15 protein-coding genes are annotated in these 13,651 nt (G+C 58.4%); all 15 read left to right on the top strand.

The window, feature by feature from the left end; all coding sequences use genetic code 11:
- Positions 1-88: 88 nt before the first annotated feature.
- The 15 genes from ACLFLU_RS37395 (at position 89) to ACLFLU_RS37325 (ending at position 13,587) form a co-directional block, all read left to right on the top strand.
- On the top strand, positions 89-1,291 hold the full coding sequence (locus ACLFLU_RS37395; protein WP_426414153.1) for a pyridoxal phosphate-dependent aminotransferase: 1,203 nt from the start codon (positions 89-91) through the stop codon (positions 1,289-1,291).
- A gap of 276 nt (positions 1,292-1,567) precedes the next feature.
- A complete protein-coding gene (locus ACLFLU_RS37390) occupies positions 1,568-2,353 on the top strand; it encodes an SDR family oxidoreductase (protein WP_426409639.1) in 786 nt (261 codons plus the stop codon).
- Positions 2,354-2,554: 201 nt separating this feature from the next.
- Positions 2,555-3,364 carry an ABC transporter substrate-binding protein gene (locus ACLFLU_RS37385; protein ID WP_298366492.1) on the top strand — a complete coding sequence of 270 codons (810 nt, stop codon included), beginning with the start codon at positions 2,555-2,557 and terminating at the stop codon, positions 3,362-3,364.
- Between the two features lie 37 nt (positions 3,365-3,401).
- Positions 3,402-4,091: an amino acid ABC transporter permease gene (locus ACLFLU_RS37380; protein WP_298366494.1), complete on the top strand. Its 690-nt coding sequence runs from the start codon at positions 3,402-3,404 to the stop codon at positions 4,089-4,091.
- 10 nt (positions 4,092-4,101) lie between these two features.
- On the top strand, positions 4,102-4,839 hold the full coding sequence (locus tag ACLFLU_RS37375) for an amino acid ABC transporter permease (RefSeq protein WP_298366496.1): 738 nt from the start codon (positions 4,102-4,104) through the stop codon (positions 4,837-4,839).
- Positions 4,836-5,564, top strand: coding sequence for an amino acid ABC transporter ATP-binding protein (locus tag ACLFLU_RS37370; protein WP_426409638.1), 729 nt, complete (start codon positions 4,836-4,838; stop codon positions 5,562-5,564). Before ACLFLU_RS37375 ends, ACLFLU_RS37370 begins: the two co-directional genes overlap by 4 nt.
- Positions 5,565-5,615: 51 nt before the next feature.
- Positions 5,616-6,935 carry an MmgE/PrpD family protein gene (locus ACLFLU_RS37365; protein ID WP_426409637.1) on the top strand — a complete coding sequence of 440 codons (1,320 nt, stop codon included), beginning with the start codon at positions 5,616-5,618 and terminating at the stop codon, positions 6,933-6,935.
- 52 nt (positions 6,936-6,987) lie between these two features.
- Positions 6,988-7,857 (top strand): PhzF family phenazine biosynthesis protein, encoded by an 870-nt coding sequence (locus ACLFLU_RS37360; protein WP_426409636.1) that lies wholly within the window; start codon positions 6,988-6,990, stop codon positions 7,855-7,857.
- Positions 7,854-8,822, top strand: a complete 969-nt coding sequence (locus tag ACLFLU_RS37355; RefSeq protein ID WP_426409635.1) for a dihydrodipicolinate synthase family protein — start codon at positions 7,854-7,856, stop codon at positions 8,820-8,822. The genes ACLFLU_RS37360 and ACLFLU_RS37355 overlap by 4 nt, the downstream gene beginning before the upstream one ends.
- Before the next feature lie 334 nt (positions 8,823-9,156).
- Complete coding sequence (locus ACLFLU_RS37350; RefSeq protein ID WP_426414152.1) at positions 9,157-9,861, top strand: ribonuclease activity regulator RraA; 705 nt, start codon at positions 9,157-9,159, stop codon at positions 9,859-9,861.
- Between the two features lie 76 nt (positions 9,862-9,937).
- Complete coding sequence (locus ACLFLU_RS37345; protein WP_426409634.1) at positions 9,938-10,672, top strand: amino acid ABC transporter ATP-binding protein; 735 nt, start codon at positions 9,938-9,940, stop codon at positions 10,670-10,672.
- Positions 10,673-10,710: 38 nt separating this feature from the next.
- Positions 10,711-11,457, top strand: a complete 747-nt coding sequence (locus ACLFLU_RS37340; RefSeq protein ID WP_426409633.1) for an amino acid ABC transporter permease — start codon at positions 10,711-10,713, stop codon at positions 11,455-11,457.
- Positions 11,457-12,149, top strand: a complete 693-nt coding sequence (gene gltK, locus ACLFLU_RS37335) for a glutamate/aspartate ABC transporter permease GltK (protein ID WP_426409632.1) — start codon at positions 11,457-11,459, stop codon at positions 12,147-12,149. Before ACLFLU_RS37340 ends, gltK begins: the two co-directional genes overlap by 1 nt.
- Complete coding sequence (locus ACLFLU_RS37330; protein WP_426409631.1) at positions 12,133-13,023, top strand: transporter substrate-binding domain-containing protein; 891 nt, start codon at positions 12,133-12,135, stop codon at positions 13,021-13,023. The genes gltK and ACLFLU_RS37330 overlap by 17 nt, the downstream gene beginning before the upstream one ends.
- A gap of 102 nt (positions 13,024-13,125) precedes the next feature.
- The gene (locus ACLFLU_RS37325) at positions 13,126-13,587 is read left to right on the top strand and encodes a RidA family protein (protein WP_426409630.1); all 462 of its coding nucleotides are present in this window, start codon (positions 13,126-13,128) and stop codon (positions 13,585-13,587) included.
- Positions 13,588-13,651 lie beyond the last annotated feature (64 nt).

Genomic DNA, 13,651 nt, shown 5'->3' with positions numbered 1-13,651 from the left:
ATCGGTGCGATCGGCACTTCTGGCAAGAAGATGGGAAACGCCGCAGCCGCACAGCGCGAAGCCCATCGTGAACCAGATGGGTGTTCAGATGCAATTGCTGGCCAGGCGAGTCGATTTGATACAGCCTTCACCGAGTGTGATGGCGATGAGTCGAGCAAAGGAGCTGATCGCCGCGGGCCACGACATCTGCAATATGGCCGCAGGCGAACCCGACTTCGCGACGCCGCGTCCAATCATCGATGCCGCCTATCAGGCGCTTCTTGCCGGCGAAACAAAATATACAGCCGTCGATGGTACGCGCGCTCTCAAGGACGCTATCTGCGAGAAATTTAGAGGCGAGAACGGACTGATCTATCGGCCTGATCAGATTTCCGTCGGTGCAGGCGCAAAACAGGTAATCTTCAACGCGTTCGCCTGCTCAGTAGACGAGGGGGACGAGGTGATCATCCCAGCCCCCTACTGGGTTTCCTATCCGGACATCGTTCAATTCAACGGTGGCAAGCCGGTCTTCGTTGCAGCTCCGGCGTCACAAGGGTTCAAGATCACCGCCGAGCAGCTGCAATCTGCGATTACGCCTCGCTCAAAGTGGCTGGTTCTGAACTCACCGAACAATCCGAGCGGAGCTACGCTCTCTCGCGCTGAACTCGCGCAGATCGGAGAGGTCGTCGCCCGGCATCCCGAGCTTCATGTTCTGACTGACGAAATCTATGAACATTTGATCTACGACGACAAGCCCTACGCGTCGTTCGCCGCGGTCAACCCGGGTCTTTCAGAACGAACGTTGACGATCAACGGCGTCTCGAAGTCGTTCTCGATGACGGGCTGGCGGCTCGGCTATGGGGCGGGTCCGCAAGTCCTGATCAAGGCCATGGAGAAGCTGCAGTCGCAAACGAGCGGCAATCCGGCGTCTGTCAGCCAGGCCGCGGCGTTGGCTGCGCTCAAGGGCTCGATGAATTTCTTTGGTGAGTGGCGTGACGAGTTTCGTCGCCGGCGCGACTATATCGTTGGCCAGCTGGATGGTCGGGAAGGCCTGTCCTGCGCGAAACCTGCAGGCGCGTTCTATGTCTATCCATCTTGCGCGGCGCATATCGGAAAGACCACGCCGGGCGGCAAGCGTATCGAGACCGATACCGACTTCGTTCTCTACCTTCTGAACGAATACAAGGTCGCGACAGTGCAGGGCGCCGCTTATGGTTTGTCGCCGTCATTTCGGATCTCATTTGCGACTTCGATGAACGTCATTGAAGAGGCGTGCCGCCGCGTGCTTGCTGCTTGCGCCGCTCTACGCTGACGAGGTCTTCGAATGAACCTGATCGGTTCAACGCCGATTGAAAATGTCGGTGAGGCTTGCGTTGTTCGTACGACGTTGAGCCAGTAGACCTGAATCAATATCCGCAACGACCTCAACTTTCGACAAGACGCGCAGCGGCATTGATTAGCTCAATGGGGGGGCGAATGCTGTCATCTGAATCGATGTATTCCTAACGCTCATTGATCGATCGAAATTAATTCCATTGAGGAATTTAATTCGACCGCTAGAGTAAATGAAGCGTAGCGAGGCCACTGGATGGACTTTCAGATTAAAGGGAAGACAGCATTGGTGTTCGGCGGTGCCGGCGGTCTCGGCTCCTCCATTGCGCTGGCGCTGGGGCGTGAAGGATGTCAGGTGGCGATCGCCGATATCAACAGCGACGGCCTGGATGCTGTGGTACAGCGCCTGCTTACTAGGGACGCATCAGCCCTACCGATCGTTTGGGATCTTGCCGACCTCTCCGTCCTACCTGCGAATCTTGAATTGATCGCCAAGACATTCGGACCGGTCGACATCCTGGTCAACAACACTGGCGGGCCGCCACCGTCTCCTGTCTCGGGCATCGACGCCGCTGCTTGGGCCACGAGTTTTCAGAAGATGGTTCAGCCCGTGATCACTATCACGGATCATGTGCTCGAAGGAATGAGAGCGAGAAAATGGGGGCGCGTGATTACGAGCGCTTCGTCCGGCGTAATTGCACCCATCCCTAACCTCGGTGTGTCGAACACGCTGCGTAGCGCGCTCGTCGGATGGTCGAAAACCCTCGCGCGGGAAGTTGCCCGGGATGGGATCACTGTGAACGTCGTCGTTCCCGGGCGCATCGCTACCGATCGTATCCAGTTTCTGGACGCGGAAAAGGCAAAGCGTGAGGGAACGCCGGTCGACCAGGTCGCTGCCGAAAGTACCGCAAGTATTCCACTCGGCCGATATGGCAGGCCAGAAGAGTATGCGGATGTCATTGCTTTCCTCGCCAGCGCGCAAGCTTCTTATGTCACCGGCTCGACTGTTCGCGTCGATGGCGGCTTGATCCCAAGTGTTTGAAGAAGGGCGGCGACACGACGAGTAGGGAGTGTCGCAGAGTTCTCTCCAACCACGCCGCGGCTGCACTCTTTCGGGTTTGACGACGTCCCGCCGGTGCCTCCGGCGGACGAGGCGGCGTGCGTGCTGTTTGCCTCGGAAAGCGAGCTAAAGCGGAATTTTCGGAATCGTCTTTTGTCGTGTTGTTCAGGGGAAGGCATACGTATGAAAAGAGTGGCGCTCGTAATTCTCGGACTCTCGTTTAGCTGTTCAACGGCATGGTCTGATCAGCTTGCCGATATCAAATCTCGAGGCGTTTTGACGTGCGGCGTTTTTGGGGATCTGGTTCCCCTAGGATACCAGGATCCGAAGACCCGCAGCATCGTCGGATTGGATGTCGACGTTTGTGCGGCTATCGCGGAAGATCTCGGTGTGAAGCTCGACCTCAAGACAGTGTCCGTCGATGCACGCATTCCCTCCCTTGAAACAGGGCGGATCGATCTCATGACGGCCTCCTTGGCTTATACGCCAGTTCGAGCCAAGCAGATCGATTTTTCGTCCGCCTACATGAACGTTCCAGTTTCCGTGCTCGTGAAGAAGGACTCCGGCATCAAGAGCTTTGCCGATTTGGCCGGCAAGAAGGTAAGCGCCAACAGGGGATCGACGTCGGAAGTGTTTGCGCGGCAAAAGCTGACAAACAGCGAGGTCGTCAGTTTCGACAATGGTCCGGCATCATACCTGGCACTTGCCCAAGACAAGGTGCAGGGCATGGCCATGGTCAAGAGTGCGGCGGTTGGATTTCACAATCGTTCCAGCGGACAGACCGCGTTTCTCGATGAAGCGTTGTTCTGGGAACACGACTGCGTCGGCGTGAAGAAGGGAGAACCTGCGTTGCTGGCGGCTGTCAATACTTCTCTCGACAAGCTCGAAAGCTCCGGCCGCCTGCAAACGATCTGGGATCGCTGGTATGGCCAGTCAAACGAATACCAGCTCCCGCGGGAGAAGAAGGTCACGCCAGCCTCAGAGTTCGAATAGATCGACGCTCAAGCCGCGCAGCAACGAGGCCACGGTCATGAACTTGCATTCACTTGCGGTGCTCGCTGATCCCAACGTCCAGCTACTGTTTCTGCGCGGCACCCTGACAACGCTTGAGCTGTTCTTTGCCTCGGCGATTGCTGCCTACGCGCTCGGCGCGCTCCTGGTCGTCATACGGATGTCCGGTTGGCTTCCGTCTGCGGCCGTCGGGGCGTTTGTCGAGTATCATCGGAACGTTCCGAGCATCGTCCAGATCTTCGTCTGGTATTTCGGCGTGCCTCAGATCCTTCCACAATCATGGCACACCTATGCCAACGCCCATCTGAGCGCCTTCTTCTTTGCCGTTGTGGCTCTTTCGCTGAACGCTGCGGCATACATTTCCGAAGACCTGCGAAGCGGGATTCGTGCCGTTCCGACCGGTCAGATGGAGGCCGCACGCGCGCTCGGCATGAGCTATCTCAAAGCGATGCGCTGGGTGGTGGTGTCCCAGGCCGTACGGGGGGCGGCTCCGGCGCTGGTCAATCAGGCGTTGGGTTTGCTGAAGACCACGAGCCTTGCTCTGGCCATCGGGGTCAAAGAACTCATGTACGTCGCCCGGCAACTCGATGGGGAGACATACGCAACATTTCCTTCCTACCTAACGCCGACGCTGATCTATCTCGCGTGCACGCTGACGCTGATGGCGATCGGAAGCCGAGTCCAGCAGTCGACGCGCTTCACACGGTGATTGTGAGCCCATGACAGAGATACTCTCACAATACGGTTTGTTGCTGCTCGTGGGCCAGTTTCCGGATGGCCCGATAGGCGGGCTCGCCCTGACGCTGCTGATGTCCGTCGCAGCGCTTCTGCTTGCATTTCCGGTAGCCGTCGCGGTCGCGATTGCGCGCACCAGTCCCATCCCGGCAATTCGTCGCGCAGCGGCCTTCTATGTCACTGCGGTTCGCGGAATTCCGCTGCTGCTCATCATTTTCTGGGCATTCTTCGTATTGCCGCTGGTGACCGGCGTGACCAGTTCTCCGGAGATCACCGTCATCTGCGCGCTGGTGGTCTACGAGGGGGCGTATCTCGGCGAAGCAATTCGGGCGGCACTCGAGGCTCTTCCGAAAGGGCAGACGGACGCCTCACGCTCGCTGGGCATGAGCTACACAGCGACGCTACGCAAGGTTATCCTGCCCCAAGCTCTGTTCAATTGCCTGCCGAGCATGATGAACCAGTTTGTCCTGATCGTGAAGAACACGTCATTGGCTTACATCATCGGCGCTCAAGAAGTCACGTTCTCCGCAAACAGCATCAATGCTCAACTGCTGACGCGTCCCTTCGAAGTCTATTTCATTCTGGCCGCGATCTATTTCATCCTCTGCTATTCGTTGAGCCGTCTTTCGCGCGTGGTTGAAAATCGCGTGCTCCGGAAACGGTCGCGAGTGACAAATCAGCCAATCACCGAAACTCCCTCCCTTGCGCGGGTGCCGTCATGATCGAGTTCATCAACGTCAGCAAATGGTATGGATCACATCGCGTCCTCCACGATGTCAACGGGCGGGTTGAACGTGGCGAAGTTGTCGTGATCTGCGGGCCTTCGGGGTCAGGGAAATCAACCCTCATTCGTACCGTTAATCGGCTCGAATCAATCAATAACGGACAGATCATCGTCGGCGAAACCGACGTGAACGATCGCAAGAAGTCCGTCAATCGATTGCGCAGCGGGATAGGTTTCGTCTTCCAGCAGTTCAATCTTTTCCCGCATCTTAGTGCCAAGGACAACGTCGCCCTGGCGCCGATAACCGTCCGCGGCCTCAAGAAGGGTGAGGCTTACGATCGGGCGCTCGAGTTGCTCGACAAGGTCGGTTTGAAAAGCAAGGCCGACGCGTTTCCCGGTCAGCTTTCGGGCGGCCAGCAGCAGCGCGTGGCGATTGCGCGCGCATTGGCCATGAATCCTCCCGTCATGCTGTTCGACGAGCCGACGAGCGCGCTTGATCCGGAGATGGTCGGCGAGGTGCTTCAGGTCATGAAGCAACTTGCGAGCGATGGCATGACCATGATCTGCGTAACGCACGAAATGGGCTTTGCGCGCGACGTGGCGAATCGCGTCTGGTTCATCGCGGACGGAGAAGTTCTGGAGAGCACCACGCCTTCCGAGTTCTTCGCCGCACCCCGTCATCCCCGCGCCCAAAAATTCGTTGCAGACATCCGCGCTCATTGACGCCGGATACCTTGGACAGCGTTTGGTTCGATCCGACCATAGAGCTAGGACATGACGAACGAGCTTTCCCATGACTTGGCCGGTCTTGCAATGGAGCTACGGTCGGAAGTCGACGCCAACCGCGCGCTACTCAAGCAGTGTCTCATCGACGCTGCTGCGGCTGCCGTGGGAGGGTACGATACGTCCGCGGCGGACATAGCTGCGAGATTTTCCGTACGTGGCCTCGGAACCGGAAGCCTGGCTCCGTGGTTCTCCAAGTCCGCAAATATGACCCCGATCGGTGCCGCATTCGTCAACTCATCTGCGATGTCGTCCCTGGATATCGATGATGGAAACCGCGCGGCTCGCGGCCATCTCGGAGCCGCCGTCGTGCCCGCGGCGTCGGTCTTCGGGGCGCTGAATGACGTGCCCTCCGAGGTGTTTGCCCACGCCATCCTCGCCGGCTGCGAGATCGGCGGTCGGTTGGGGGCTGCGGAGTCGCCGCCGTTCTTTGCGTCGGGACGGTGGGCAGGGGTCGGCGCTGCAGTCGCCACCGGCATTTGTCTCGGCTTCGGCAAGGAGACATTGACGCACGCCATTTCGCTGGCAGTCCACGCCGCGCCATTGCTGGCAGCGGCCGGCGTTCGGAAACAAATGACCGGCCATATCAAGGAAGGTGTCCCCTTTAGCTTACTGTCCGGGGTCACTTCGGCGCTTCTGGCCGAACAGGGTTACCGCGGCGATCCGGACGCCGTCGAAAGTGCCGGTATCTTCGATATTGACCGGATTTCTGTCCTTTCGCCGGAGGCTTTCGGTTTCCAGAGGACCTACTTCAAGCGCTACACGTGTTGCCGGCTGGCGCATGCGCCAATTGACGCCGCAGTGGCGATTGTGATGCGCGAGCGCCTAGCCGTCGAAGACATAGACCGCATCACGGTACGCACGTTTCGCACGACCATTGAGTTGCCGAATGAAGTGCAGCCAACTTCGTTCGAGTCGGCGCAGTTCAGCCTGCCATTTGCCATCGCAGCCGCGCTTGTCAAAGGCGGTGACGCGTTGCTGCCGCTGTCGATCCAAGCTCTCGAAAGCGCAGACGTGATTGCTCTCGCCAAGCGGGTGGTTCTTGAGCACGACCCGAAGCTCGATGCGCTCTATCCATCGACGACGCCGACAGCGGTGCAAATCGACACGCGAGGCGGTAGCCGATACGAGGAGCGGAGGGACACTGCCGACGGAGACCCTAGTCGGCCGTTTACGGACGCACAACTGCTGAAAAAGATGGAAACTCTGGGGCGCGGGAAAGTTCCGGACGGGTCGCTTGCTGCCATCACCGCCGTAGTCAACGACGGCATCCCGAGCGCACGGCGTTTCGAGGCGGCGCTCCACGAATAGGTATCGGCCCCGTTCCCCGAAGTCCGAGATGCATGAGAACGAGCGGCAGCCCATGAGTTACGAAATCACTCTTCCTATTTGGCAGGTCGATGCCTTCTCTTCGGTCGTCTTCGGAGGAAATCCTGCTGCGGTCGTTGCCATTCCCGATTCCTGGCTCCCGGGTGAGACCCTTCAAGCCATTGCGGCGGAAAACAATCTTTCCGAAACCGCATTCATACGACCAAACGAGCATCCGATCCCTCTGCGTTGGTTTACACCGACCCAGGAAGTTCCGCTTTGCGGCCATGCAACCTTGGCCGCTGTGGCAGTGATTCACAGGGTTCTAGGGCTTGCCCGTGAGGGATCTGTCGTGGAGTTGGCGACAGCCAGCGGACTGCTCTACGTTCTCATACGCGAAAGCGATTACCTTCTGGACTTTCCATCGCGGCCGACCGTTGCGACCTCCACGCCAAGATCCGAGCTGGAGGCTGCATTAGGGGTTCGGATCAACGAAGTCTACGAAAGTGCGGATCGATATGTATGCGTGCTCGACGACGAAGCGGCTATACGCTCGGTGGCTCCGGATATGGGCGCAATCTCGAATCTGAGACTGCCGGGAGTCATCGTCACCGCGTCTGGCGATACCTGCGACTTCGTGTCCAGATATTTTGCGCCGGCCAAGGGCGTTCCTGAAGATCCCGTTACGGGTACCTCGCATTGCACTCTGGCACCTTTCTGGACTCAGCGTCTCGGCAAGACCACGCTGCAAGCCCGCCAGCTTTCGAGCCGAGAGGGATTGATCGAGTGCTCAATCCGCGAAGATCGCGTTCGGCTCTCGGGTGCATGCAGATTCTATCTCAACGGCTCGATTACTGTGCCGATCACGCCTGCTGATCGTTTGCCAATGTCATTCGATGCTCCTTACACGAGGAAGACCATATGACGGACCTTGTTAATTCGACGGCACGCGGGCTTTACCCGATCTCGGTCACGCCATTTCACGACAACGGCTCGATCGATCTCTCGAGCATGGACCGACTCGTCGACTTCTTCCTGGAGATTGGCGTGCCCGGCATTACTCTGCTGGGGCTCATGGGGGAAGCCAACAAGCTATCGAAAGAGGAGTCCATAAGCCTGGTACGACGCGTGGTTCGCCGTCTCGACGGTCGAGCCCAGGTGATTACCGGCGTCTCGCAGGCAGGATTTAACGAGTTCGCTTCGTTCACCGCAGCGCTGATGGACGAAGGTGCCTCAGGAATCATGGTCGCGCCAGCCTCCTCGCTGAAGTCCGAAGACCAGGTGCTTGCATTCTTCGAAGCGATTGCTGCGCGGATTGGTGAGCACGTGCCAATCGCGCTGCAAGACTATCCCCAGAGCACGGGCGTATACATCTCCGCGGAAACGCTCGGCCTCATCATAGAGCGCGTACCCAACATTCAGATCTTGAAGCACGAAGAGGGGGCAGCGCTCCGCAAGATCACGAGAATGCGTGCGCAGGAGGAGGGCGGCGGACGTCGTCGCGTGTCGATCCTCGTCGGCAACAGCGGCTTGCATCTGCTTCAGGAACTCGCGCGAGGCGCGGATGGGGCCAACACCGGCGTGGCCTTTCCGGAGGTCCTTGTCGAAATATGTAACCGGTTCTTCGCCGGAAATGCGGAAGGAGCGGAGGATCTCTACGATATCTTCCTGCCGCTGATCCGTCATGAGTGGCAGGTCGGATTTGGGCTCGCAATCCGTAAGGAAATCTTCCGCCGCCGTGGCCTGATCGCGACGGCGGCGACGCGAGCGCCGGGACCGTCGTTCGACCGGGACGATCACGCGGAGCTATCGGGGCTGTTGGCACGTCTTCAGCGTCGCCTGGAAGAGGCAGGCGAAACTAACGTGATCCAGTCCTATCGCATCAACTAGCTCGCGAAGATGATCACCGCGGTTCGCGGGCGCTCGATAGCGCGCGAGCCTCGTGCTGAGGAGAGCACAAATAGCGGCAACGGTTCGGATGAACATCACGCGATACATTCCATTTGTTCGTTATTTGGTCGAATTTAATTCCATTGAGGAATTTAATTCCGTTGCTAGAGTAAATTGAGCGCTAAGGCGCCACCGGCGAGATTTTCAGACCCGAGTCCAATGTCGCCGCTGTCTGCGCCAGCACACAGGCTCCGGTGCCACAAGCTCGATTGTTCGCATCGATGGTGCTCGATTCCGATGCTTGAACGGCATTGTTTTTAAAGGACGTGGCGAGATGACGAGCAATGACAAGGTAATGGCCGACCTCGCACGCGCGACCACGGCAACCTTGACGACCGTTCTCTTCAAGAAGGGCGTACGAAACGTCTGGATACGAGGCACTGCGCCGCTACTGCCTGGCCAACCCAGGATCGTGGGGCCGGCATTCACGCTACGGTTCATCGCTGGCCGCGAGGACATTAACACGCCAGCAGCGTGGTCCTCACCGATTTCCACGCGTGCTGCCGTCGAGGCGATGCCATCGGGCTGCGTCGCGATCGCCGATGCCTTGGGGACGACTGACGCGGGGATATTCGGGGACATTTTGTGCGCGCGTATGCGCGCGCGTGGCGTCAACGGTCTCATCAGCGATGGCGTTGTCCGAGATCGCGCCGGCGTCATAGCGAGCGAATTGCCGACCTGGTGTAACGGAATTGCCGCGCCACCCGCTGTGGCGCAACTGGCCTTCGTTGGCTGGGAGCAACCCATCTCGTGCGGCGGAGTCGCCGTCTTTCCGGGAGACATCATCGTGGCGGATGACGATGGCGCAATCGTCGTCCCTGCCGCTATGGCCGAAGACGTAGCTTCTATCGCGACCGAGCAGGAGGATCTCGAGACGTGGATTCTTCGGGAAGTGCGCAACGGTCATCCGCTGAGCGGGCTCTATCCTCTGAACTCAGAGAATGAAGCGAGATATCACCGCGAAACGGGGCGCAACTGATGCATGGTCGGGCCGAACGCGTGCCAGGTGCTACCCGTTCGGCAGATTACGCCGAGCCTTTCGAAAGGGCTTTCTCATGATCGAGGTTAGCAACGTCTCCAAGCAGTACGGAACGTTCCAGGTTCTGACGGATTGCAGCACCGAGGTCGCCAAAGGCGAGGTCGTGGTCGTGTGCGGGCCATCCGGGTCGGGCAAGTCCACCCTGATCAAGACGATCAATGGTCTTGAGCCGATCAACAAAGGCGACATCCGGATAAACGGAACATCGGTCTGCTCGCCCAAGACCAATCTGTCGCAGCTTCGCTCGAAAGTTGGCATGGTCTTTCAGAATTTCGAACTCTTCCCGCACCTATCGATCATCGACAACCTGACGATCGCCCAAATCAAGGTTCTGGGCCGAACGCGGAAAGAGGCCGAAGATAAGGGCCGAATGTACCTTGAGCGCGTTGGTTTGAAAGATCAGGCCGCGAAGTATCCGGCGCAATTGTCGGGCGGACAACAGCAGCGTGCCGCGATCGCCCGCGCTCTTTCAATGGATCCAATCTGCATGCTGTTCGACGAGCCGACCTCGGCTCTCGACCCGGAGATGGTCAACGAGGTTCTGGACGTCATGGTCCAACTCGCGCGCGAGGGGACCACGATGATGTGTGTCACTCACGAGATGGGCTTCGCGCGAAAGGTGGCGGGTCGCGTGATCTTCATGGACGGAGGAAAGATCATCGAGGACTCGTCGAAAGACGAGTTCTTCGGAAACATCGATGCACGAACTGATCGTGCGAAGCAGTTTCTCTCGCGAATTCTCCAACATTGAGCGTGGTCGCTCGCCAGGGCTGAAGGGACAGGCGACATATGTTCAAGAACTATTCTTGGGATTGGGGCGTCTTTCTCCAACCTGTGTCGACCGGAGAGCCTGCGACCTATCTCGGATGGCTCCTTGCCGGACTGTACAACACAGTCGTCCTCGCGCTTTCAGCGAGTGTGATCGCGCTCTTGGTCGGCGTGGTGATGGGGGTACTCCGCACGCTCCCGAACCGGCGGCTTGCGGCGCTCGGGACCACCTATGTCGGCATCTTCCGAAACATCCCCGTGATCGTTCAGCTGTTCGCCTGGTACTTCGTACTCCCCGAGCTTCTGCCGTCCGACGTCGGAACGTGGTTCAAGCAGCTCCCGGCGGCGACCCAGATGATGACATCAGCGATCCTGTGCCTGGGTCTCTATATGGGCGCGCGCGTGTGTGAACTGATCCGCTCGGGCATCGAGACATTGCCCAAAGGCCAACGATCAGCGGCTCTCGCCGTGGGACTGACGCTGCCCCAAGCCTATCGGTACGTTCTGCTTCCCGTCGCGTTCCGCGTCGCGATTCCTCCGCTGACGTCCGAATTGATCAACGTGTTCAAGAACTCGGCCGTAGCTTCGACAATCGGCCTTTTGGAACTCTCGGCCCAAGCGCAGCAGCTTGTTGATTACACGGCTCATCCCTACGAATCATTCGCCGTCGCCACGGGCGTCTACGTTCTGATCAACCTGACCGTCGTCTTGATTATGCGTCAGGTTGAAGCGTCCCTACGCTTGCCTGGTTATATCGGGGGCAGGTGATGACCGTCATTGATCTGTTCTCCGATCTCGCAAGGTCGCTTCCTTCTCTTGCGGCCGGCATGCTCACAAGCCTGAAGATCACTGCCATAGCGGTGGTTTTCGGCATCATCTGGGGGGCCATTCTTGCGATCATGCGCTTGTCGTCTGTCAAGGCGCTTGCCTGGTTCGCGCAGGGCTACGTGATGCTGCTGCGATCGATTCCCCTGATTATGGTGTTGCTGTGGTTCTTCCTGATGGTGCCGCAGCTCATCCAGAGCCTGTTCGGTGTATCGCCGCGTACGGACATCCGGCTGGTTTCGGCGATGGTGGCATTTTCGCTGTTCGAGGCCGCCTACTACTCGGAGATCATTCGCGCAGGTATCCAAGCCGTGTCGCGTGGGCAGCTCAGTGCCGCGAATGCATTGGGTATGCCCTATCTGATGGCCATGCGCCTGATCGTGCTTCCTCAGGCCCTGCGCGCCACGATACCTGCGCTCCTGACGCAAGGGATCGTCCTGTTTCAAGACACCTCGCTCGTTTACGTCATCGGCCTCGCCGATTTCTTCAAGTCTGCAAAGAACATCGCCGATCGCGACGGCAACACGATCGAAATGATCCTCTTTGCAGGTAGCGTGTACCTCGTCATTTCGCTAATCGCGTCCGCCAGCGTGCGGGCTCTTCAAAGGGGAGGCAAATATGTCAAAGTGGGCTAATTCTCTGATGCTTGGTGCCTTGATCTTTGGCTCGCCTGCGTTTGGACAGGAGGGTGGCACTCTGGCAAAGGTCAAGGCAAACGGCGTTATCACGCTTGGAGTTCGAGACTCGGCCGTCCCGTTCTCGTATCTCGACAATGACCAGAAGGTCATCGGATATTCAAGGGAACTGTGCGGCCTGGTTGTCACATCGCTGCAGAAGAAGTTGAATCGGCCCGATTTGGCAATCAAGGAAATCACGACCACGCCGCTGAGCCGAATACCGCTCATCATCAACGGCACGATCGACCTGGAGTGCGGCTCAACGACAAACAATCTGACGCGGCAGAAGCAAGTCGCCTTCTCCGATACGACGTTCGTCATCGGCACGAGGATGCTTGTGAAGAAAAGCGCTGGGATCAAGGATTTTCCCGATGTCGCCGGGAAGAACGTCGTTACGATCGCGGGTACGACGCCCGAGCAGATCATTCGCGAGGTCAACAACAAGAACAATTTGAAGATGAATATCATCAGCGCGAAGGATCATGCCGAGTCGTTCCTGACGCTGCAAACCGGGCGCGCGGCCGCTCTCTTCATGGATGATGCGCTTCTCTACGGGCAGATGGCAAAATCGCCGGATGCCAAAGACTACGAGATTGTGGGGCAGCCCCAGTCTTTCGAGGCCTATGCGCTCGTTATGCGTAAGGACGATCCGGACTTCAAGGCGCTCGTCGACGAGACGCTTGTGGGGGTCATGAAGTCCGGAAAGGCGAGCGAGCTTTACAAAAAATGGTTCATGTCCCCGATTCCACCAAATGGGATCAATCTGAACTTCCCGATGTCTGACCAACTTCGGGAGGCGTTCGCCAAGCCGAACGATAAGGCATTTCAGTAGCGCGGACATTGTGTTTTGGATCCGCGTCATGGCCGACGGCCGCGCGTGCTGTCGGCCGTCCAGGCGCGGCCGTGCTGTCAGCTAAGTAAGTGAGGTTGAACGATGTCACCGGAAGAGAAGATCGTAGCGATGGGATTGTCGTTGCCGGCGGCGCTGCCGCCAAGAGGCAACTACGTTTCCTATCGTCGAGTTGGGGAAGTCCTGTTCTTGGCCGGTCATGGACCTCGGCTGGCAGATAACACCTATCGCCTGGGGAAGATCACCTCCGAGGCGGATATTCCGCGTGCCTATGCCGACGCACAGCTGACCGGCTTGAACATGCTCGCCACCTTGAAGAGCGCGGTCGGTGAGCTTAGCCGGATCGTAGCGGTCGCAAGAGTGATCGGCATGGTAAACGCCGAACCTACGTTCACGCAGCACCCGAAAATAATCGACGGTTGCTCGGATTTGTTGGTTGATGTCCTAGGTGACGCAGGTCGCCATGCTCGCGCGGCAGTCGGGGTATCTTCGCTTCCAAACGGTATGACCGTCGAGATCGAGGCGATCGTGCACATCGCCGCATAAGGCGTGCGACGCGGGTGTTCTGATTAAGAGAACGCCGTGAGCGCACACGCGTACTATCGGGCCG

It is taken from the genome of Bradyrhizobium ganzhouense, from assembly GCF_049949285.1.
In the GTDB taxonomy this organism is placed as follows: Bacteria; Pseudomonadota; Alphaproteobacteria; order Rhizobiales; family Xanthobacteraceae; genus Bradyrhizobium; species Bradyrhizobium ganzhouense.
Note: the sequence above shows the minus strand (reverse complement) of the source record. Positions and strands in the feature narration are given on the sequence as shown.